This window comes from Nostoc sp. (assembly GCF_036917675.1).
Taxonomy (GTDB): Bacteria; Cyanobacteriota; Cyanobacteriia; order Cyanobacteriales; family Nostocaceae; genus Nostoc.
Window position 1 is genome coordinate 180595 of sequence record NZ_JBALCT010000053.1, and the last position, 22585, is coordinate 203179.

Annotated in this window: 16 protein-coding genes; 6 read left to right on the forward strand and 10 right to left on the reverse strand. The window is 39.8% G+C overall.

The annotated features are described in order from the left end of the window. Positions 1-77: 77 nt before the first annotated feature. Positions 78-377: a putative quinol monooxygenase gene (locus V7K31_RS20565; protein WP_335096494.1), complete on the forward strand. Its 300-nt coding sequence runs from the start codon at positions 78-80 to the stop codon at positions 375-377. A gap of 140 nt (positions 378-517) precedes the next feature. Here the strand turns inward: V7K31_RS20565 and V7K31_RS20570 are convergent, their stop codons facing one another. Further along, positions 518-1807 (reverse strand): GUN4 domain-containing protein, encoded by a 1290-nt coding sequence (locus V7K31_RS20570; RefSeq protein WP_335096495.1) that lies wholly within the window; start codon positions 1805-1807, stop codon positions 518-520. A 144-nt stretch (positions 1808-1951) separates the two neighbouring features. Next, positions 1952-3031, reverse strand: a complete 1080-nt coding sequence (locus V7K31_RS20575) for a hypothetical protein (protein ID WP_335096497.1) — start codon at positions 3029-3031, stop codon at positions 1952-1954. Positions 3032-3528: 497 nt separating this feature from the next. Between V7K31_RS20575 and psbA the strand changes: the two genes are divergently transcribed. The 3 genes from psbA (at position 3529) to V7K31_RS20590 (ending at position 6328) form a co-directional block, all read left to right on the forward strand. Beyond that, the gene (gene psbA / locus V7K31_RS20580) at positions 3529-4611 is read left to right on the forward strand and encodes a photosystem II q(b) protein (protein WP_334781095.1); all 1083 of its coding nucleotides are present in this window, start codon (positions 3529-3531) and stop codon (positions 4609-4611) included. 271 nt (positions 4612-4882) lie between these two features. Next, complete coding sequence (locus tag V7K31_RS20585; RefSeq protein WP_335096498.1) at positions 4883-5392, forward strand: hypothetical protein; 510 nt, start codon at positions 4883-4885, stop codon at positions 5390-5392. Between the two features lie 48 nt (positions 5393-5440). Further along, on the forward strand, positions 5441-6328 hold the full coding sequence (locus V7K31_RS20590; protein WP_335096500.1) for a hypothetical protein: 888 nt from the start codon (positions 5441-5443) through the stop codon (positions 6326-6328). Positions 6329-6449: 121 nt separating this feature from the next. On the opposite strand, the gene V7K31_RS20595 is transcribed toward V7K31_RS20590, so the two are convergent. The 6 genes from V7K31_RS20595 to V7K31_RS20620 form a co-directional block, all read right to left on the reverse strand. Continuing rightward, positions 6450-7169, reverse strand: coding sequence for a hypothetical protein (locus tag V7K31_RS20595; RefSeq protein WP_335096501.1), 720 nt, complete (start codon positions 7167-7169; stop codon positions 6450-6452). Positions 7170-7208: 39 nt separating this feature from the next. Continuing rightward, on the reverse strand, positions 7209-8069 hold the full coding sequence (locus V7K31_RS20600) for a 3'(2'),5'-bisphosphate nucleotidase CysQ family protein (RefSeq protein WP_335096503.1): 861 nt from the start codon (positions 8067-8069) through the stop codon (positions 7209-7211). A 272-nt stretch (positions 8070-8341) separates the two neighbouring features. After that, positions 8342-10237, reverse strand: a complete 1896-nt coding sequence (locus V7K31_RS20605) for a CheR family methyltransferase (protein WP_335096505.1) — start codon at positions 10235-10237, stop codon at positions 8342-8344. A gap of 125 nt (positions 10238-10362) precedes the next feature. After that, entirely contained in the window at positions 10363-10995 is a 633-nt protein-coding gene (locus tag V7K31_RS20610) for a chemotaxis protein CheB (RefSeq protein ID WP_335096641.1), read from the reverse strand. Between the two features lie 211 nt (positions 10996-11206). Further along, complete coding sequence (locus V7K31_RS20615) at positions 11207-12076, reverse strand: polyphosphate kinase 2 family protein (RefSeq protein WP_335096507.1); 870 nt, start codon at positions 12074-12076, stop codon at positions 11207-11209. 107 nt (positions 12077-12183) lie between these two features. Continuing rightward, positions 12184-12651, reverse strand: coding sequence for a hypothetical protein (locus tag V7K31_RS20620; protein ID WP_335096509.1), 468 nt, complete (start codon positions 12649-12651; stop codon positions 12184-12186). Between the two features lie 510 nt (positions 12652-13161). Here V7K31_RS20620 and V7K31_RS20625 point away from each other — a divergent pair. After that, positions 13162-13392: a hypothetical protein gene (locus tag V7K31_RS20625; protein ID WP_335096511.1), complete on the forward strand. Its 231-nt coding sequence runs from the start codon at positions 13162-13164 to the stop codon at positions 13390-13392. A 460-nt stretch (positions 13393-13852) separates the two neighbouring features. Here V7K31_RS20625 and V7K31_RS20630 read toward each other — a convergent pair whose 3' ends face one another. After that, complete coding sequence (locus tag V7K31_RS20630) at positions 13853-19468, reverse strand: AAA family ATPase (protein ID WP_335096512.1); 5616 nt, start codon at positions 19466-19468, stop codon at positions 13853-13855. A gap of 475 nt (positions 19469-19943) precedes the next feature. On the opposite strand from V7K31_RS20630, the gene V7K31_RS20635 reads away from it, so the two are divergent. After that, a complete protein-coding gene (locus V7K31_RS20635) occupies positions 19944-20147 on the forward strand; it encodes a hypothetical protein (protein WP_335096514.1) in 204 nt (67 codons plus the stop codon). A gap of 59 nt (positions 20148-20206) precedes the next feature. On the opposite strand, the gene V7K31_RS20640 is transcribed toward V7K31_RS20635, so the two are convergent. Continuing rightward, on the reverse strand, positions 20207-22468 hold the full coding sequence (locus V7K31_RS20640) for a DUF1796 family putative cysteine peptidase (RefSeq protein ID WP_335096516.1): 2262 nt from the start codon (positions 22466-22468) through the stop codon (positions 20207-20209). Positions 22469-22585 lie beyond the last annotated feature (117 nt).

Below are 22585 nucleotides of genomic sequence, written 5' to 3' on the forward strand. Positions count from 1 at the left end.
GAGTAGGGGAGCAGCAAGTCTTTCCCCAATGCCCAATGCCCAATGCCCAATGCCCAATGCCCAATGCCCCATAACAAATGACTAACCAAACTATTCGCATTGTTGCCCGTGGTATTGCTTTGCCTAACAAAGTAGAAGAATTAAAAGCTGTACTGTTGGAACTCATCGAGCCAACCCGACAGGAAGCAGGTGCGATCAGGTATGAACTTTTGCAAAACCAGTCCGAGCCAACAGACTTTACTTTTATAGAGGAGTGCACTTCTGATGAAGCCCTGAATACTCATCTAGATTCACCCCATTTCCAAGCAGTAGCTGCCAAACTTGAAGGTTTAGTAACTGCTACACCAGATATCCGCCGTTACCATCTTTTGGCATAATCACATATTGCTAAATATTTCTCAATTCATCAGACTCGACACACATTTAGCTGCATTCAACAAAACATTTACGGCATCGATTCTAAGGTAAGCGCTAAACCAGCAAATCAGTTGAGTAAGTTGAGAAACCTAGAGAATAATTACTGTTTTGAGAGATTGACAATAGCACAAGTTTCTAAATGGTAAAAAAGGGTAATCAATCTCTCTCTTCTATTTTCAAACCAGTTATCATTAGTACCTGCCCATAAACAGCTAGGAAGATGTCCACTAGGTTTTAGAGAACAATAATCGCAATCGTCTGACTTACGCCAGAAATAATTTCCCTCTTTATCAGGGATTCTCCAGCCTATTGATTCTCCAAATTTATCTCGTATCGCGCCATTAAATTCTTTAGTTCCCCCAAAACTTTGATAAATTTCTTTTTGCACTGAAAAACCAAATTTTCCTTGACTGTAATTTAGCCAAAGCTTATCAATTGTGTTTAAATCTCTAGCTGGTATTTTAAGAATTAGTTCGTTATTTAATTCTGTATACGATGTGTTACCGTTCGGGAATATATTAAGTCTTTTATCATGATTAGTAACCGCTAAACACATAAGCTTCGTTGTTTCTGTATCAGCTTGTTTCCAATTATTTTCTGCTAATAGTTTCTTCAAATTACTATAATCTAGTCCCAGAGAGGATTCCATCAGCCCTATAAATCTTTCATCATTTCTCAGACTATCAAAGCTCGGACTAACTCTTATTGCTTCTTGAGAATCTTCTGGGTTTAACGTTATCGCTTCTTTGAGATTTTCTAGAGCAAGTTCTGAATCTCCCATCCATATCATACAGGCAGCTTTCTGTATAAAACACAGATATATATCAGGACTAGAAGAATAAATTGAAATAGCTGTATCACTAAGGTTAATTGCTTCTTGGTATTCCTTTAATTTATAGAGAGAAAAACTTTTTGCACGTAATATATTAAAAGTATTACAACCTTGAGAAATAGCATTATCACATACGAAAAGGGCAGTTTCATATTGTTTTAGATGATATTCTAAAACCATTATTTTATTTTCTAAAGCAATAGAAAATTTATTATTAATTTTAATAGCTTCATCAAACGCATCAATAGCTTCTTCATACTTACCTAAGCAACTCAAAGCATTACCTTTATTATTCCAAGGTAGATACCGATGGGGATTTAAGTTGACGGCTGTATCGTAAAACTTAATAGCTTCTATATTATTTTTATTATCTAGACACTTGTTTCCTTGTTTAGTAAGTTCTTCCGATTGTACAAAATCTTGATATTTAATAAGATTTATTTTATATAAACTATTAATTAAGTTAGAAATTTCCTCATAACAACTTTGTAACCAAATATTAAATTCTCCATTTAATTTATTTTTAGCCGTATCATATTTATTAAGAATTCCCTCCATTTTATTTTGTTCATTATTACCTGCAAACCACCCTCCAACTGCACCACCAATTACACCCCCTAATCCGGGTATAATAAGATTACCAATTACACCCCCTACAATTACTTCTGTAAATTGAATTCTTCCTGTAAGACCATCTACGGCTCATTTAAAGAAGGCTTTTAACTCGCTTGTTTCTTCCTTAAAATTAAAACTTAAAACTTCCTGTATAGATTTATCCATCTGCTTAATTGCATTTTTTAGACTAGAAAACCTATGATTGGAAATATCATAAAATATTCTTCCTACTTGGTTTATATCTAAAGTGAGATAAAAGTTATCTTCTAATGTTTTTACAATTTGCTTTTCTATTTGCCTTATGGATAGCTTGATATCCTCTTCTAGAGTAGAAATATTGAAGGCGTTTACTATTTGATGAATTTTATTTTCTTCTTCTTCAGCTTTTAACCTAACTGATAGAGGTTCATATATTCTATTTGGGAGAAACTCATAATATAGATAGTTTGACAACTTGACAGAATCTATATTTTCAATTTGACTGGGGCTTACATTTATAATATCTTTAGCTTTAGTCTCATTAACTGAGACTAAAGCTAAAGATACTACTGTTTTTTCTGAATTTTTAGTTAGTAAATCATAGTTAATTTCTTGATGCCATACTGGAAATTCTTCATTAGTTTGTTTACCATATACTATTAGTTTATTAACAGACTCAATATTTAATTTGTCCAATTCATTAGTTAGTATAGGGAGTATTAATTGTTGATTAGGAGCTTCTTGCCCTTCCAGTATTACTCGCAAGCAACCATCTTTAAAATTTACTTTGGCTATAACACCTTGAGGTTGTAAATACTGATTTATCACGATATTTATTGATTTATTATCACCAGTTTTAGCCATTTTCAACAGTTCTTGTGCTGTTGGTTCTACTAAATCAAGTAATTCATGCCAATCAAAAAATACTTCTCCCGGCCGTTTTCCATAAACTTTAATAGTTTTGATTGCAGTAGCACCCAAATGGGTGAAAGATTTACGGAAGTATTCAACTATAATGTGTTGTGGTGGCAATTGAACTGCTTCTATAAGAATTTGTAAACAGTTATCTTTTAAATCAACTTGAGCAATGATACCTTTAGGCTCTAGTTGTCTGTTTATTATAGTTGCAATAGCTTTTGGATTTCCTTGTTTAGCAAGTTGGAGTATATTAGGTTCTGGTTGCGACATAAACGCCTACTTTTGAAGTGAGATTTTGGCTTACATCTTATCTTTCCCAGTTGCAGTCGTTAAATAACGCGAAACTTTGCTGCAATTAAATGTTTGCCCCAGAAAATATAAAGTGGAGCCTAACAGCAGTTCAAATGTACTAAAAAGGGTTAAATACTAGAGAATTAGTAGAAATTATTGAATAGTAGGCTGAAAGCATTGGTATTGTGTTAGATGAACACCTTTACCAGAAGTGGGTGTAGAGTCCATATCCAAGCAGCCAGAACCGAATTGAAGAATAAAGCGCGTTTTTCAAAATCCAAAATCTAAAATCCAAAATCCTATTGCCCAAAGCCCCCTTTTTCAGTGGATTGGGGATTTTCTGTTGCGGGTGCGTAAATCCCAAGAGAAAATTTTTTTCTGAAAGTACTTTACAAAACGCAATAAATTATTTAAGATGTGTAACAGGTAGTGAAACCTACCTAAATTCATTCACAAATAATCGCATTTATAAAACAATGACAACAACCTTACAACGTCGCGAAAGCGCCAACGTATGGGATCGATTCTGCGAGTGGATCACCAGCACCAACAACCGTATCTACATCGGTTGGTTCGGCGTAGTAATGATCCCTACCTTGCTAGCAGCCACCGCCTGCTTCGTAATCGCTTTCATCGCCGCACCTCCAGTAGACATCGATGGTATCCGTGAACCCGTTGCAGGTTCCTTAATTTACGGAAACAACATCATCTCTGGTGCAGTAGTACCTTCCTCCAACGCTATCGGCTTGCACTTCTACCCAATTTGGGAAGCAGCTTCTCTAGATGAGTGGTTGTACAACGGCGGTCCTTACCAATTGGTAATCTTCCACTTCCTGATTGGCATATTCTGCTACATGGGTCGTGAATGGGAACTATCCTACCGCTTAGGAATGCGTCCTTGGATTGCGATCGCATATTCAGCTCCGGTTGCAGCAGCATCCGCAGTATTCTTGGTATACCCCATCGGACAAGGTTCCTTCTCTGATGGTATGCCTTTGGGTATAAGCGGAACATTCAACTTCATGATCGTGTTCCAAGCAGAACACAACATCTTAATGCACCCCTTCCACCAATTAGGTGTAGCAGGTGTATTCGGCGGAAGTTTGTTCTCTGCAATGCACGGAAGTCTGGTAACTTCTTCCTTAGTTCGTGAAACAACCGAAACCGAATCACAGAACTACGGTTACAAGTTCGGTCAAGAAGAAGAAACCTACAACATCGTTGCAGCCCACGGCTACTTCGGTCGTCTAATCTTCCAATACGCTTCCTTCAACAACAGCCGCAGCTTGCACTTCTTCTTAGCAGCATGGCCTGTAATCGGCATCTGGTTTACCTCCTTGGGTGTAAGCACGATGGCGTTCAACTTGAACGGTTTCAACTTCAACCAATCAATCATTGACTCTGAAGGTCGTGTGATTGCGACTTGGGCAGATGTAATCAACCGGGCTAACCTGGGTATGGAAGTAATGCACGAGCGCAATGCTCACAACTTCCCCCTAGATTTGGCTGCTGGTGATTTTGCTCCTGTAGCTCTTACCGCTCCTGCTATCAACGGTTAATCATAATCTGAGATCCGTTCTTCACGATTATCTATAAGTAAAAAACGCTCTCCCGAAAGGGGGGGCGTTTTTGCATTGGGTTAATTGGTACGTTAAACATGGCGCTGGACACTTTTTTTGAAGTGCAAAAATATTGATGGGTGTTGCATCAAAACTAGACCGCCATAATTCACAACCTAGGCAATAATTATCAAAAAGTAAATTTTACGGGTAATAATTGCTAGCAGCGCAGATAATTGCCTCAAAGCTCAAGTATAAGGAGAAGCCAAGAATGATTTTACACCGTGGGCGTAGGGTAATAGCCGCTTTGTTGCTGTCAATAGTACTACTGACAACAGCCTGTACTCCAAAAACACCTGGACGTTTTGATCAAGCACAAAAAGAAAGCACTCAACAAAGAAAAGGTCAAGCGGTGACTAAAACCGCAACTCAGGGTAGCGAATTTAATAAACTTTTCCCTGATGCAGGTGATGGCTACCAGCGCGTCTATACCCAAGAGAAAAAAGGTTTTGCGGAAGCGAAGTTGAAAAAAGGCGGTAAAGAAGTAGCGTTGCTGTCTATTTCTGATACCAGCAGCACACCGAGTGCAGCAGCAAAATTCTCGAAAAGTACCAAAAAAATTGGGGGTTATCCCGCAGTAGAGCTTGGTAACACGCAAACTGCAATTTTGGTAGGTAAGTACCAAGTAAAAGCACTTTCCCGCGATCCGTCATTTAAAGCTAGCGATCGCGCCAATTGGCTAGAGAAGTTTAATCTTAATGGTTTGGCTAAACTAAAATAATTTGCACCACGAACATTCAGATAACAAAACCTAAATAAGGAGATTTTTGTGAGTAAATCGATTGTTGAGTTAGTTGATCAATTACCAACTAGCGGTTTGACCATTTCTATGTTGAATTCCCTCGATTTTGTTGCTCCTGGCCAGTGGCAAAATACCGTGGGTTTTGTCAACACTATTAAGACTGTCACTGGCGAAGAAGACGAAGATTTAATTCAGCAAATTGGTGAAAGAGCGATTTATCTATTCAACGACAAATCCCAAGGATACCAAACAGCCTTGTGGTTATATCAAACCGTTGATGGTACAGATAGAGCTATTGGTGCAGCAGCTTTAGCTAACAAAGTTGGCGAGAAAATTCCTTTGTTGGGTTTTTTAAACTCTGTCACTCCTAAACCTGACAAAGCCCAAACCATCGATCTAACATTAAAATTAGTGGCTGAGTTAGTAGCCTTCTGCCAAATTAACGGCATTCCTGGAGACAGTATTGGGGATTTTGTCGCCTCTTTAGGTGAGTATAGTGGTGAGTCACTCATCCGCATGGTGGCATTAGTTTGTGTTGATGGTTTGATCCCTCTTGGGCCAGACTTCATCAGCAAAGCGATATCTGGAATTAATCAAACAAATCCACAGGAGTTAGAAAAAAACTCGACTTTCCAAAACATCAAAGATGTGATTCCAGGGAACAATGCTGGTAGTAAACTCGCCTTTATCGGCGAAAGCTTTGACTCAGTTAAAGGTTGGATGAGTGGGTTAGTCAACGGCAACAATTTAACGCCACAAAAGGTAGTTGGCAATTTGCAAAGTTTTGTTGATATTGCCGATGACAAGTTAGACTACCTCGCGGCGTTCCTAGATGTAGCAACGAATTATTATGAACACACTGGCACGCAAACTTTAGCACGTCGCCTGATTGAACGGGCGGTGGCTGAGATTTAGGTTGATTGGGAGTAGGGGAGTAGGGGAGCAAGAATTTTAGATTTTAGATTTTGGATTAAAGAATTGAAATTTAATCCAAAATTTAAAATCCAAAATCCAAAATTGAATTGCCCCATGCCAATTAGGGTAAACCCAAATCTGCTGCGATCGCATATAGGTAAGGTTGAAAAATAGCCAAGTTTTCCAATTTATCAAACTTACCTGTTTGCGTACTTGGGCCAAATGCAGTGGTAATTACGTAAAGTTTACTACCATCAAAGGCAACATGACCGATATATTGCTCTTGTACTCCACCTTTTTGCTTGAGTCCGGCAAATCCATAGCGGATTCCCTGAAGCTTACCAACGGGTACTGGTTCCGGTGGATAGGCTGAGAAAAAAATCTCTTTTCCATATTCACCCTGACGGTCTTTCGCAAAAGCAGCGTAGTGGTCTGCAACCCAAGCCTTGAGTGCTGTTAATACCTGGGTTTGGTATTTGTCACTTTGGTAGTCCACCTTGTTTCCTGGTGGAATACCAGCTGCTACGAGTTTCTTTTGAAAATCCTCATCGTTTGCTAGTGAGTAAACGTTAATCTCAACTGTACCCAAAAGTTTCCCTTTCGAGGAAACACACAACAGGGGCGCATTTCCCTTACAAGCAGCAACTTGCCAGTTAGTCGGAGCAGGAGTATTTCCCAGGATTTTCTGCCAGATATTTCCCTCGTTAGGGTTGGGAAGTTTTGCAACGGTAGGGGATTTTACCGCGTTCGGTGGAGAAAATTGGGGGAGAAGAAATTTTACTGCCAGTGGTATTGACACCAGCAAAATAGAACCTATTAATAAATGATAAAGTCGTAACATTTTTTTGAAACGCAAATTAAAAAATATTCATCTGTCGCATTAGCTATGCTCAAACTGCGCTAAAATTCTTTCTGCTTGCTGACACAGTACTTCGTGATATTCTCCGTTGCTAGCCAGTAAACCTCCCCATTGATTGATATCACCGGTGTTATACTGCAACGGAGTTCCATCGAAATGGGTAAACCTACCACCAGCTTCTGTTAAAATCAGTTCGGGGGCTGCCATATCCCAATCTTTGGGCGCAGACTTGCCGGAAAGGGAAATATAGATATCTGCCTGTTGCTCAACAATTGTGGCGATTTTGCAGCCTACACTTCCCACAGATTTCTGATTTTGACAAGGTAAGTTTTGTAGTAAGTAATCTAACCGTTGGTTGCGGTGAGAGCGACTAACGACTAAGGTTAAATCCTCAACTCCTTTACCTGACGACACTTGTAAAGGAATAGATTCATCACAAGTTTCTACAAATGTACCCCCACCTTTGGTAGCATAATATAACTTTTGAGCCTCTGGTACTACTACCACTGCCAAAACTGGGCGTGTTTCCTTAACTAAAGCAATGTGAACCGCATAATCCCCAGTTTTTTCGATAAAGTCTCGTGTGCCATCTAAAGGGTCAATTATCCATACCCAAGGGGCGGAAGGCTGTGCTACACTACTTGGCGATTGGTAAGTTTCTTCACTGATGTAAGCAAAATCTTCGTTACCTAAAGTTGCTTGTAGTCTCTGCAAAATGTATTGACTTACAGCTACATCAGCAACAGTGACAGGCTCATTTTCTTTATACTGTACTTCTAAGTTAGGGTCTTTTGCAGTGCCGTAGTAATACGATCGCAGTATATCTGCTGCACCCCAACCTACCTCACGAGCGATCGCTAATATTTCTTGTAAGTCTTTCATTAATTTGGCCTAATCTAAAAATATATATAACGTAAGCATCCCTACTTTAAATTTATCCAGCACCGGATGCCGAAAAATTTACCGAATCAGCAGCAATATTAGCTGCCAGTACAGTGCATCAGTAAAACTTTCTCTTAAAATGTAATCACAGAAAGCACGGTGGAAAATATCTCCAACCCCTAATAGACTTATACTTAATATAAGCTTTGTGAGGTAATCAAAGAATAATTAAGAAATATGCGAGTAAAAAAATACCTTATAAGTACTGCGAGTCAATCCTGCTCCTGCCGTTCCTGCATCTCTTGAGTAGAAATCATACTGCTGACTTTCTCTACATCTACCATCATTAAAACTGCTCCCTGCATTTCAATGCCAAGCAGGGGAGTAATTGCCAGATAACATTTTATTTGCCTACCCCGACGATTGGTAGCATCAAGGATCATTTCTTGAAACTGTTTTTTCTTGGATAGGGAGTCGCGAATGGGCGATCGCAACTGCTCGACGGGTAGCCCAATATCTAGGCTGAAGATAGATTGTCCTAAAACTTCATCAATTCGCAAGCCCCATAAATCTTCTACCATGTAATTCCAAATTGAGATGTTAAAGCTGCTATCAATTACCACTATTCCAGCTTGGAGACTTCTGAGAATAGAGATCATGAAAATGTTAGTGCGATTAAGTTCTGTGGTGCGATCGTTCACTTCGTGATTAATTGTTTGTAATTCTTCATTAGTAGATTGTAACTCTTCATTCATCGTCTCCAATTCTTCATTAGTAGATTGTAATTCTTCGTTAGTGGTTTCTAATTCTTCATTAGTAGATTGTAGCTCTTCGTTGGTAGTTTCTAATTCTTCATTAGTAGATTGTAGTTCTTCGTTGGTAGTTTCTAATTCCTGTTGGGAGCGTTGTAGTGCCTCTTGCAGTTTAATATAACGGGTGACATCATGAAAGGCGATGCTGACTCCTAAAAAACTGCTGTCTGTTTCTTGCAAAGGCGTAATTTGTACATCCAGATATTGCGTTTCTGTGTTTGACAAATAGCGCTCTACATTTGTCAGGCTGACAGGACGGCGTTCACTATAAGCCTGTTCAATTAGCGATCGCAATTCAACTGGTCGATAGGAAAGTTCTAAATCCTGGAAGGGACGAGCTAAATCCTTGCGAGAAAGGGCGAACAAAGTCCGCGCCTCCTCGTTCATCATTACCAGAGTGCCATTAAAATCAATGAGTATTTGGGCGATTGCTGCTGTGTCAAAACCCATGTCTCGCAGCCGGAGATTTCGAGACAAACGACCGCTAGATTCTTCATCTACTGAATTTGCCATAATTAAGAGGCGATCGCGTATATTCACAGACGATAGCTTAGTAAATATCCGGGTTTTCAAGTCCAATGGTGTAAACAAATTAGAATGCATCAATAGCATCTCTGCTTTCCCCAAAAACAGATAGCCATTATCATTTAGTGCAAAATGAAACCGGGCGAGAATTCGCCCTTGAGTCTCAGAATTAAAATACATTAATGTATTGCGGCTAACCAGCAAATCTAAGCGCGAAATGGGCGCATCTTGAAGCAGATCGTGGCGACCAAAAATCACTGAGCGGCGTAAGTCTTGACGAAAGACATAGCGGCTCGCAATAATCTCAAAGTATTTCTGGCGCAGTTCATCTGGCACCGTCTGGACATCTTTTGCTGAATACGTAGCAAGACGTGCCTGGTTGAGAGCATCTTCATCTACATCTGTGGCGTAGATTTTCACTCGTTGGCGAAATTCCTCTACTCCCAATATTTCAGCCATCAATATTGCCAGCGTATAAGCTTCTTCCCCAGAAGCACAGCCAGCGCTCCAGATGCGGATTTGGTCAGAAGTTTTTTTATTTTTAATCAGATTAGGCAGTATTTCCTCTGCTATATATTTCCAAGCTGATAAATCTCGAAAAAAAGTGGTGACATTAATTAAGATAGTGTTTAAAAGATAATTGAATTCTTCTGGATGAACTTCTAGGTAGTCTAGATACTCTTCAAAGTTCTCTATGGTCAATGACTGCATCCGCTTGCTTACCCGACGCATCAAAGTCGAGCGCTTATAGCCTGTAAAATCAAATCCCCGGCTTTGTCTGAGATAAATCAGTAGATTTTCAAATTCGGGGTCTCTTTCTGCGAAAGTCATACCAATTTGGGATTTTAGATTTGCGATTTTAGATTAAAAGTCTTTTTATTCAGTCGTCTTTAGACAAATGAGTGCTATTAGCCTCAGAATAAATCATCAGACAGCTGTTGGGACTAATAAATATCTCAGTTGATTTCAACATTACCCATAACCAAAGTCATCAGGGTACTGGAGATATTATCAAGGGGGAGAATAAAATCTACGTTGCCAGTTTGAATTGCGGCGGAGGGCATCCCGGAAAATTCGGCGGTTTCTACATCTTGGACAATGACAGTACCGCCCATTTTTTTAATCGCTTCTACTCCCATCGCACCGTCGCTACCGGTTCCAGTTAGCACAAGGGCGATCGCTCTATCTTTGTAAGTGGCTGCAACCGATTCAAATAATAGGTCAGCCGAAGGACGTAAAAAATGTACTAATTCTGACTGTGATAAGGAAAGTGTCCCATCACCGTTAACTAACAGGTGACGATTAGGTGGGGCAATGTAAGCCGTTCCTGGGGTAAGGCAATCTCCCTCTTCTGCCTGCTTCACGCTAAGAGTCGTGCGCCGAGCCAGAATTTCTGCCATGAACGAGCGGTGTTGGGGACCGAGGTGTTGCACAATGGCGATCGCGGCTGTAAATTCTCTTGGTAGAGTCGATAGCACTTTAGCTAAAGCAGTCAGACCGCCTGCTGAGGCTGCGATCGCCACAACATCAAACGCAGCATTAGTAAAGTGAGGTAGATGATTGTTGCCATCTTCTGCCATCTGGATCATGATTTTACGGCTATGACTATCTGCTAAATTTTTTTCCTGGCAAATAGCATTAATTAACTTACAATTATTCATCGTTAGATTTAAATAAATTATACAGTGCTTTTTACTTACTTTCTTTCTTCATTTCTTTACTTACTTAACTTTCTTTCTTTCTTTCTTTCTTTCTTTCTTTCTTTCTTTCTTTCTTTCTTTACTTTGTTAAATTCATGTCTTAATCTTCCTGCTCTAAAATGCGTTTTGCCTGCAACAGTTGCTGCCTATGTTCCTCACTAACTATCGGGTATTGCAGATTTAGTTCTTGTAATTTTGTGCAGATGATATTAGCAACGGTCAGGCGTGTAAACCATTTGCGATCGGCAGGAATAATATACCACGGTGCCCATTTACTACTAGTATAGTTAAAAACTTCTTCATAAGCATTCATATAATCATCCCAAAAAGCTCGTTCTTGAACATCGCTATCTGAAAACTTCCAATTTTTTTCAGCAGATTCAATCCGTTCTAAAAAGCGCTTTTTCTGCTCTGATTTCGAGACATTTAGAAAAAACTTTAGGATGATCACACCATTATTTACCAAATGTTTTTCAAAATCATTGATTTCTTCAAAGCGCTGTTTCCATATCTTTTTTCCCTCAGGTAAATGGGGAAGTTGTTGTTTTTTAAGCATTTCTGGATGGACACGAACCACAAGCACTTCTTCATAGTATGAACGGTTAAATATCCCAATTCGACCTCTTTCTGGCAAAGCCTTCGTTGTTCGCCACAGGTAGTCATGGTCTAATTCTTCAGCACTAGGTTCCTTAAAACTAAACACCTGAAATCCTTGCGGGTTCACACCAGAGGTAACGTGTTTAATTGTGCTATCTTTACCAGCAGCATCCATTGCCTGAAAAATAATCAGCAAGGCATAGGTGTTTTGAGCATAGAGAATATTTTGGTAATTTGTTAATCGTTCAATATCTGTTTGTAATTTGATTGCAGCATCAGTTTTTTGATCAAAATCAGTCTTATAAGCTGGGTCATAGTTTTTTTTCAGAGAAATTTTTGAACCTGGTGGAACAATGAAAGCATCGTGATTCATGTATAAAATTTCCTAACGGCTGCTTATACCGAAGCACATTTTGAAGTGCTAACTTCTAAAAATTATCATTTATTAATTAAAGAATTTTGATGCAAAATTCATTTTCGTCACTTTGGCATAGGACGCATCGCTTCACGTCCCAAGATAAACATCCCCGTAACACCCAAGCTGACAGACCAAACATATTGATACCAATATTGCCGAATCTTTTCAACCGTGCTGAGTTCTAGATGAAACGTGTTTAAGTACAATAGCAGCACTAATATCATCAGCGCCCCAAAACCAACAAAGCTGAAGCCAACGCAAATTCGTACAGGTCGCAGTTCAAAATCACTAATAGTGTCTAGGTCAATTTCTACCAGTTCCTTAAAGGAATCATCTGCCAAAGATGAGCTTGCTTGGAATCTATTGCACAGTTTTGGTGGCAAAATCGGCGACAGTGTTGCTACAGTTGGGCGACGTAGGAAAGCCTCAGTATCTCGCAACAATTCCAGTGGCTTACGGGTAGTAGTTGTTTGAGCAAACTCTATGTTGTCTGTAGCAGTTGGGGCATTGGCTTTGCTTTCAAAATCCATAGCACGTCTCAGAAGAACCAGCATATATAGCCTAGCGAATCAGGAGACAAATGCGCCAAAATAATTCGTAATGAGCGCCCCGTGTACGACTTTCTTTCAAACCTAACCCCCAGCCCCTTAATAGCAAGGGAAAGGGAGGAAGAATCAAAGCCTCTGACACCACGGGAGCAATACTCTAACAGTGAGGTGGGGAAGCAGGGGAGGCAGGGGTCTTACCGCGATTCGATAAATTAAGTGTATTTGTCTCGTTCCCAGACTCCGCCCATTGGTGACAACTTAAGAAAAAGGTAAGCTTGTCAACAGGTGGATGAAGGGAAAAAATGATGGTCAATTCAAGAGTGGGAAACCCAGACCACAAGCGGGATAGAAACATAAGTAATCGGACAAGATTAATTACACAAAAATCTGGACTGAAATCCTTGACTGGCAAAGAATTGGTAAATAACTAATATGTAATTAATTCTGTCCAGGTACTTACCAGCGCCAGAAAACGAAGTCATAGCCGCGCGGATGGAGGAGCTATTAAGACCACTGGTATACAATCAACTGTCGTATTACCAGCAGTTGGGACTAGGCGATCGGATTCTGGGTTTACCTCTAATGGTGGCAGCAATATTAACACTACTGTGGCGACAAGTACCATCGGTGCGAGAGTTACATCGATTATTAAATCGAGAAGACAATGCTTGTTGTGCAAAGCGACTTGCGTATCACAATAAGCATTGTCTAAGCGATTTCTAGTGCCTCTAATCGAGAACTTGACCACGACCTTATTGCTTATCTTACTTCTCCTAAAAATCGAGATTTGGGAATTGTTAAATATCAACCCAAATCTCGATTGCGAGATCCTTTGGACTTATCTCCATACCCCACTTGACATTTTGGCGTAGGTGTAGACCGTCGTAGACATCGCTTTAAGTTGTCACCAATGGTCTCTGACTGGGAATGCCTATGTGAGGCTCCGCCTCAAGACTTGCGGCAGAGCCGCTTTTGATTTGCATTTCCAGCCAGAGGCTGGAAACGAGTTTTAAAAGGGTTTGCGCTTAAGTTGACACGTATGAGCATTGCTGTGCCCCTACGACAGATGTGGTTCAAATACTTGAATTCTGCTGTAAATACGCAACAGCTTATCTTCCTAATACGGTTCGGTGAAGTTCTCAACCGAACCGTATTGTAAATTTTCCAGTATTGGCAGCTTGCGTCACTGTTGCATTGGAATCTCAATCACAAACTCAGTACCCTTTCCAGGAGTTGAATCACAGCTTAACTGACCCTTGTGTTTGTCCACTACTTGATAGCTAATTGACAACCCCAACCCCGTACCACTTCCTACTGGCTTAGTAGTAAAAAAAGGATTAAATATTTTCTCCTGCACCTGTGCAGTCATGCCGTGACCGTTATCAGCAATCCGAATCTTCAGCGTGTTTGCTTCTCCTAGTTCAGTACGAATCCGAATCTGAGGATTTTTGCTTGGAGAATCTCCTTCATTATTGTACTCATCTAAAGCATCGATCCCATTACTTAAAATATTCATAAACACTTGGTTGAGTTGACCAGCATAGCAAATAACATCCGGCAGTTGCGCGTATTCTTTAAAGACTTCAATTTCCGGGCGATCGCTCTTTTCCTTGAGTCGGTGCTGCAAAATCATTAGGGTACTGTCGATGCCTTCATGAATATTTACAGGCTTCATTTCCGATTCATCTAGACGAGAGAAGTTACGTAAGCTCAGAATAATATTTCGGATACGGGAACTTCCCACGTTCATAGAATCGATAACCCTTGGTAGGTCTTCTATCAGGAATTCTACATCCATTTCCTGAATTTTTTGCTCCACTATTGCTGAGGGATGGGGATATTCTCGCTGATAAAGATTAATCAAATCTAGCAATTCTTGAACATAGTCACTGGCGTGAGTAATATTACCATGAATAAAATTGATTGGGTTATTAATTTCATGGGCAATTCCCGCTACCATTTGCCCTAACGAAGACATTTTTTCACTTTGAATTAATTGACTTTGGGTACTTTGTAATTCTTCTAGTGCTTCTTGCAGATGTTGATTTTTTTCGTTAATTTCTGCTGTTCTTACTACCACTTTTTCCTCTAGTATATGACTATATTCCTCCAAGCGCTCATTAGCTTCAGTCAAATTGTTATAGAGAATGGCATTTTCTAAAGAGATTGCGGCTTGGGTAGTTAAGAGTTTTATAACTTCTAGACGATCGCGTGTAAATGCTCCTGTAGTTAAATTATTCTCTAGATAAATAAGCCCCATAAATTTGCCTTGATTCAGCATCGGAATACATAATATGCTCTTTGGTTTCTCACGGTTAATATAGTTATCTACCGCAAAATTAGCTTGAGCTTTGATGTCATCAATTACTAATATTTCTTGGGTTCGTTTGACATAATTAATCAAAGAAATAGGAACATAATCGCTGAACTCTAAAGGAATAGATAAAAACTCCGTGTGAGTAGCTCCAAAAGTGGAACCAGAACTAATTGCGGTAATAGTTAAGTCTAAGTTATTAGCTTCACTCAATATCAGCACACATTTAGAAGCTCCTGCATTCTCCATTAAAACTTCCATTAAAGTAGAAAGTAGTGCCTCCAGTTCAATCTCTCCAGACACTGCTTGAGAAGCTTTAATGACAGTTGCCAAATCTAACATATCTGAAATACTAGTGTTGGAAACAATGAAATTTTCATTCGTAACCAGAGTAGATTTAGTGCTAAGTGTAGATAGATGTATGCTCAGTTCAGGTAGGTTTTTTTCATTGTAAGAATGGCTAAGTTTTTGTTGCTGAATAATGGGTACAAGTAATTGAGGATAGCGTTTTTGCAAGTCATCAACTTTGGCTAATGCTCCCCAGCGAACATAGCAATAGTAGGCATCAGTGAGGTAGAGTTGGGCGATTCTTTGTTTACCCCATTTGAGATAAAATTTAGCTACTAATTCGTAAGCAAGAGCTTCTTCGTTAATGTACTCATTTTCTTTGCTAAGAGAAATAGCGGACTCGTAATTATCTATTGCTTCAAGATATTGACCAAGAACTTGATGTCTTTCCGCCTCTACTAAATGAAATTTATGCAAGTGATTCATGGGAGCATGAACTGCCCAATTTTGCATTTTTTTCTGATTTGCTGTCACTCTATCGAGGATTTGTTTTTGTTCAAATTCCTCGAAATCAGAATATACTGCTAGATGCGTCAATGAATCGTAGAAATAGAATTGAACAGTAACGAACATGCCTATAACAGCATATAAGTACTTTTCTACCATTACTGTGTTTTTAAGAGCTTGAGAGTAATCAGCCAGCAGATAACATAGGTGAAGTTTGCAGAAATATAGGAAAAAAAGTGCTCCTCCATCTTTAGCTTTAAGATGAAGTGGTAGCATTCTATCCTCATCATACACTTCACCGATTAAACTCTGCGGATTTTTCACATTTCCTCGAAGATTCAAGATTGTCTGCCGAAATATTTCATTCCAATAAAATACTCTTTCTTGCTTTATTTGCCTAATAGTATGGCTATATGTTTCTATATCTTGTTCAAGTTTTCCTAGTTCTTGTCCTAGAAAATATGCATGTTGGCAGTAACCATAAAGAGCATAAGCTGCAAATTCCATATCTCCGACTTCGAGATTAGTAGTATAAGCCTCAAGGAAAGGTTTCAATGTTTGCTTTAGATGCTCTTTCCAATGTCTGATCAGATGATTAAATGTTTCCATAACCTTGCCACTTACTTCTCTTGTTTGGAAATTAAGCAACAAACTCTCAGCCAGTTTCCCAAATTTATATCCAGAATCAATGTCTCCTATTACCCCACACAACATTACTCCATACATCACATATGCAAAAGCAGACAAAGGAGAATTACCAAATTTGATAGATAAATTGATCTGTTTCAGAATAATCAACACTAATAATTCTGGCGCAACTGTATAAGCAAGAGCAATTCCACTAGATAGAATACGCATGATTATCAGTGGTTGGGATTCTGTATTTTCCGGTAGTTCAATTAAGTCTTGAATGGGTCTATTAGCCAATTTTGCAGATGTTGTCTCTATTTCTACCTGAATATCTAATTGGCTGGGATTTGTCGGAAACTCTACTCCCAAAGTTTTCAAAAAGGTTTTTGCAATATTGACAGCTTCCAGTTCTTTTCTTTGTGCACCATAAGACTGTATTTTGACTTCATAAGCTTTAACTTGATCTAGTGGAGTTTTTGCTTTTACCAACACAACCTGGACAAATTTTTCTGTATATTCAAAGTCACCACTGAGATATGCCGCTTCTGCTGCCATATTATATAAAGCTAAGGTGATATCGTATTTTGTATCCCAACTATCATCTGCTAATAGCTCCATTCCAGTAGTTAAATACTTAAGTGCCGAAGAATAAGCTGTTGATACCAAAGCTTTACGTCCCGCAATCAGACTCATTTCAGCTAACTCATTACGTTTAGCTTGATCGGTGATGAATTCAACTGCAATATTAAAATGATTGACAAGCTCAAAAATATTTTCTTCCCGTTCAGCAACTGGGGTATTTTTCAAGAGAAGCAGCCCAATTTTTAAGTGTATTTGCTTGATTTGGTCTTTGGGAATTAAAGAATAAGCTGCTTGCTGAACTCTATCATGTATGAATTTATACTTAATTAATTGGGAATTAGTAAATGATAAATTTTCCGATTCTCTAGTTGAAAAGCTTAATAGTTGTCTATCATTTTCCGGTGCAAGATTATAACCATCTTTCTGAGGTACAATCAGTCCTTCAAGTAATGCTTGCCATAAATCTGATGCAGTATCTATTACAGACTTTTCATTAACAATTGACAATGTTCTTAAGTCAAACTCATTACCAATACAAGCAGATATTTTTAATACATTTTGTACATTTATGGGCAATTTTTCTATTTGGATGCCCATAAATTCTACTACATCATCTGTAAGAGATAAGGTTTGAATTTTGGTAATATCGTACTGCCAATGACCAGCATCAAAATTTAATTTAATTAGTCCATCATCATACAATAACTTGAGAAATTGAGATGCAAAGAAGGGGTTGCCTTTAGTTTTGATAAACACCATTTGAGTCAGAGGCACAGCAATGGCTTCTCCACAACGCAGCGTATCAGCAATCAGATGATTTAAATCAATCTGACTTAAAGGTAAGAGTTTGATTGTCTTAATTAATGCTCCTGTTTCGGCCATTTCTTGTAGTGTCAAATATAGCGGATGTAGATTTGACACTTCATTATCTCTATAGGCGCTAATTAGCAGCAAACTACCTTTACTCTCATATATATTCTCTGCATTCTTAGCAATGGGAGAAGGACTTCGATCAATTAATAATTGAATAAACTTCAAGGAAGCCGTATCTGCCCATTGTAAATCATCCAGAAAGATTACCAGAGGATGCTCTTTAGTACTGAAAACCTGGATAAATCTCTGGAACAATAAATTGAAGCGATTTTGAGCAGCACTACCAGTAAGTTCAGCAGATGGAGGTTGTTTGCCAATAATTATTTCAAGTTCAGGAATTACATTAATGATTACCTGAGATTGCGTACTCAATGCCGATAAAATTTTGGTTTTCCACTGTTGAATTTGGGCATCTGTTTCGGAGAGTATTTGCCCAATTAAATCCCGCAAAGCTTGCACCAACCCTGACAATGGGATATCACGTTGGAATTGGTCAAATTTCCCTTTGATAAAGTAACTACGCTGTCTTGCAATGGGTTTGTGGACTTCGTTGACTACAGCAGTTTTACCAACACCTGAGTAACCAGAGACTAAGATCATTTCCGTGCTTCCGCTTGTCACCCGGTCAAAAGCAGTGAGTAGAATTTCAATCTCTCTTTGACGACCATAAAGTTTTTCAGGAATGGCAAAATGGTTTGAGATATCCCGAATCCCTAATTCAAAGACTGTAATATTTCCTTTCTCTTGCCATTGGTTTTGACATCTCTCCAAGTCATATCTGAGTCCATGAGCACTCTGATATCGGTCTTCGGCATTTTTTGCCATCAGCTTGCTGATAATATCAGATAAGATTGTGGGAATATTGGAGTTAATCTGGCTGGCATTTGGCGGTTCTTTGGCAATGTGAGAATAGATTAATTCCATCGGTTCAGTGGTACTAAAGGGTAACTGCCCAGTCAGAAGTTCAAAGAAGGTGATACCCAAGGAATAAAAATCGGTACGGTAGTCTATACCTCGATTCATGCGTCCTGTTTGTTCAGGGGAAATATAAGCTAGAGTACCTTCTAGCACGTTGGGATTTGTGAGAAATTGAATTTCTTTTGGTAATAAAGTAGCAAGACTAAAATCGATGATTCTGGTCTTACCTGTTATGGGATGAATCAAAATGTTGGCAGGTTTGATATCTTTGTGAATGATGCGATGGCGATGTAGCCCTTCCAAGGTTGCACTAATTTCAATGGCAATATCGAAAAACTCACTCAATGAAACAGAATTTTTTCCTTTTTCCTGCTGTTCTTGCTGCCAGAGATTAAGGGCTATACCACCAAAGTCTTCCATTACTAGAACATATCTATTTTGGTATTTTTCGAGGTTTATTGGCTTGACTATACCTGGAATTTCCAGATTTTGGGTAATGGTGTATTGATTGCAAAACTGATTAATTTCAGCGAAGTTAGGATCTTCATTACGCATCAATTTTAAAATAAATGATTGGTGATCTTTTTCTCTGATAGCTCGATAAACTAAGGTTTTTTTCCCTAAGTATAATTGCTCAGTAATGTGATAGCCAAGTATAGGAAATACTGTATCTGATACTACTAACATTGCATCTGGTTCTCATAGATTTTCTTTCTATCGTTTAGTGTACCCAGGACATAGTTACTACTATCATTAGATAGGACTTTTCCCGTTAAGTCTCTCTAGCAAACTGGCAACCCTCTCTATAAAGGTTGTATAATTTTAACCAGCCTCGCCACAAGACCTGGATGCCAATCTGACTTTTGCCGTTAAGTCTCAAAAAGCTGACTCACAAAAATTTAGGAAACAACACAGCATATACCAATACTCTGGACATCGTGCAGGATTTCAACCTTTATATAGCTAGGGTGATACGATGTATGCTCCTACTACAGCCAATTCATATGTTATAAAGATTTTTAAAATGGGATCACGCCACACCAAAGATGAAAGACCAAAAGTTATTAGGTAAAGGTTACGAATTAAATATTTTAGTATAACTTGTACAAGTTATACACTAATAGGCTTGGGTTAAGGATAATTGTAGGTTGGGTTGAAGGTCGTGAAACCCAACAAACGACGACAAATGTTGGGTTTCGTTCCTCAAACGCCACTTGGAACTCCTGCGGGGAGACGCACAAGGAAGAAGTCAGGAAACCGCAAAGGCGCAGTGCCTCCCCAACCTACACTGCTTTTGGTTTTTGGCGCTAACCCAAGCGTATTGAGTTATACACTAATCAAACCCTTGGTTAAACATGATTTCTAGTATTAGTATGTCATCCTAATTTTTGTTAATAAATTAATCAAAGTTAGTGAAATATATGGTTAATAAAACACATCCTTCGGAGGTTTCGATGGACACCAGAAAAGGTTTTTGCTAGATATCCGAAGGGATTCTAAAATTCCTCGCATCACCTCTGTGCAGTACATCCAGTGTCCCAAATCTTCATACATGCGATCAGGATTAAACTCGACATTATAGTGCAACACATTGGGAAGGTCTAAAAACTGATCATCGCTTTGGGGAGAAAGAAGCAAGAGATGAAATGGTTTCCCCTGGCATTGTTTTTGCAGCTTGTTGAGTAAATCTATCACACCAGTGCGATCGCTAATTCCTGTGCGGACGAAAAGCACTTTGTCGCAGCGCCGCAGTGCGTACCAAAACCTTTCAGAGCGTGCTGTGTACCGAAGGCGCATCCGTTCATGGACGGGAGACATATCACCCGTCGGGTCGTCTGTCTCCTCGATTTCATGGGCAAAGGATAGACCTGACCACTTACTGTGGTAGATTCTGCCTGCATCGGGGCTGTAGTGCAGGAAGGCAGGGTTCCACATATCATCAAAACCATTTTCGATCGCATCGGCAACATCTGCAATATTGGTGGTGCGCGTTAAATCAAACGGGAAGGCGGGACCATCATATTCCATCTTATACAGCATCATGCGGACAGCACAGCGATCGCCAAGGGGAAGAACGGCCACACGGCTGATATCCGATAACTTGCATTTGTATTGGAAAAACACCGCAGACTTAGGTGGTGCTTTCACCCGGCTTTCTAGCCCATTGTTACCAATAATCATGGTGCCAAAGGGAATGTCGGGATGAAGCGGATCTTCATAGACACCCGATGGCATGGCTTTAAGTGCGTTGCAAACCTCCTGCCACATTGGCTGGATGTTGTATTCGTTGTCTGATTCGTTGATCACCCAGAGGTGGTGTTCGTCCGCTTGCAAAATCCCCAGATGCCCGTCATAGAACAAAATGTTGTTCGGCGAAAACAGATTGAAGGCGGCGCTATATTCTAGGTCGGCATCAGGCGGGATGTTTACTGTGGTTGCGATCGCGCCATCCTCCTGCACGGCAAAGAAGGGGAGCGTCCCTGGCTGGGTATCCTTCGCAATGTAAATACCTGGAATCAATCTGGCCTGACTTTGCAGTGCAGTTTGTAGTTCCTGCCAATAGGGAGCGATCGTGTAGCTGTATTGTGATGGATTAATGATCCGTAAACGCTTCTCTTCGATACATACAGAGACATGAAAGCCCCCATTGTCAAAGTAGATCGGAAGTTCATTCGGTTGCCGGAAGCGTTGTTTTTCTTTTGCCAATTCGTCTTTGTCGATGTCGAATAGGTGCTGGTCGATCTGCTGATACATGAGGCTGTTACCGATAGTGTTCGGGTGAGCCGGGTCGAAAGATGTTCCTGCTTTCCATCGTCCTTGCCCATCGTCCACGGCTGCCAACCAATCCAGTACAGTCAGGCCCCAACTTAGCATCCGGTTGTGTGTGTTTCGGATCAGCCAGTAATGTTCCTGGGAATAGTCGCCATTGGGATAGACTCCGCCCAGCATCGGAATTGCTCCGATGTCGCGCGTCATTTTCACCAGCTGCTGCAAGCCACTTTCAAACCGCCTTTGTATTATCCGCCGTTGCTGAGGGCGACAGTGGGCTAACCCTTCGTTGCCCAGAGACAGGGCAATGATCACGATATCCGGTTGTTCTGGAGTGACAACTGAGGGAAATCGAGCGATCGTTCTGCTGACATTCGCCCCCACTTCCGACACATTCACGAGTTTATGCCCATATTTTTGCTGTAAAGCCTGTGCTAACAACCAAACCCAACCTCTCAAAAACCAGGCTTTATGACCTAATGCGACGGAACTGCCAATGACTACGATTTTTAACCCTTCAGACTTTTCATCCAGGGGTATTTTGACAGCAGGCTCCTGAATGTATCCAAAGGGGTAAGGCTGTAAATAACCGAATGCGCCATCATCCACAATAATCGTGCTGAAATGATCGTTAGGGTCAATCGGAATCCAGCGATTTGTATCTAGTAAGCTCTCCCATCGCGCGTTGCCGTTTTCATCTAAATGTACGTATTTATACTCAATTATTTGGCGATCGCCTGACTCCAAAAATCGTTGAATGTCAATTTCTATATCTGTCCACCATAAAGGATAGCGATCGCCACTTGTCCGCAGGTGGATACATTTCCTAATGTCCCACAGTCCTAACTCTGGAGTAGAACCGACTAGACCAATGGATTCCCCCGTTTGAGTGTATGCACTGATCTGGAATCGATACATAAAGTTTATCCTGATTTAGTGAATACGATACCAAACACTCAGGCTGAATCCTTAAATCTGTTTTGACAGTATCACATAGAACTCTTAACAATCCGGTATCAATCTTGCTAAATATTG

Excerpts from the sequence above, each read along its gene's own strand:
- V7K31_RS20585 (WP_335096498.1), top strand. The coding sequence starts at position 4,883 with ATGATTTTACACCGTGGGCGTAGGGTAATAGCCGCTTTGTTGCTGTCA.
- psbA (WP_334781095.1), top strand. The coding sequence starts at position 3,529 with ATGACAACAACCTTACAACGTCGCGAAAGCGCCAACGTATGGGATCGA.
- V7K31_RS20640 (WP_335096516.1), bottom strand. The coding sequence starts at position 22,468 with ATGTATCGATTCCAGATCAGTGCATACACTCAAACGGGGGAATCCATT.
- V7K31_RS20595 (WP_335096501.1), bottom strand. The coding sequence starts at position 7,169 with ATGTTACGACTTTATCATTTATTAATAGGTTCTATTTTGCTGGTGTCA.
- V7K31_RS20630 (WP_335096512.1), bottom strand. The coding sequence starts at position 19,468 with ATGTTAGTAGTATCAGATACAGTATTTCCTATACTTGGCTATCACATT.
- V7K31_RS20600 (WP_335096503.1), bottom strand. The coding sequence starts at position 8,069 with ATGAAAGACTTACAAGAAATATTAGCGATCGCTCGTGAGGTAGGTTGG.
- V7K31_RS20625 (WP_335096511.1), top strand. The coding sequence starts at position 13,162 with ATGGAGGAGCTATTAAGACCACTGGTATACAATCAACTGTCGTATTAC.
- V7K31_RS20620 (WP_335096509.1), bottom strand. The coding sequence starts at position 12,651 with ATGGATTTTGAAAGCAAAGCCAATGCCCCAACTGCTACAGACAACATA.
- V7K31_RS20605 (WP_335096505.1), bottom strand. The coding sequence starts at position 10,237 with ATGACTTTCGCAGAAAGAGACCCCGAATTTGAAAATCTACTGATTTAT.
- V7K31_RS20565 (WP_335096494.1), top strand. The coding sequence starts at position 78 with ATGACTAACCAAACTATTCGCATTGTTGCCCGTGGTATTGCTTTGCCT.
- V7K31_RS20570 (WP_335096495.1), bottom strand. The coding sequence starts at position 1,807 with ATGGAGGGAATTCTTAATAAATATGATACGGCTAAAAATAAATTAAAT.
- V7K31_RS20615 (WP_335096507.1), bottom strand. The coding sequence starts at position 12,076 with ATGAATCACGATGCTTTCATTGTTCCACCAGGTTCAAAAATTTCTCTG.
- V7K31_RS20610 (WP_335096641.1), bottom strand. The coding sequence starts at position 10,995 with ATGATCCAGATGGCAGAAGATGGCAACAATCATCTACCTCACTTTACT.
- V7K31_RS20575 (WP_335096497.1), bottom strand. The coding sequence starts at position 3,031 with ATGTCGCAACCAGAACCTAATATACTCCAACTTGCTAAACAAGGAAAT.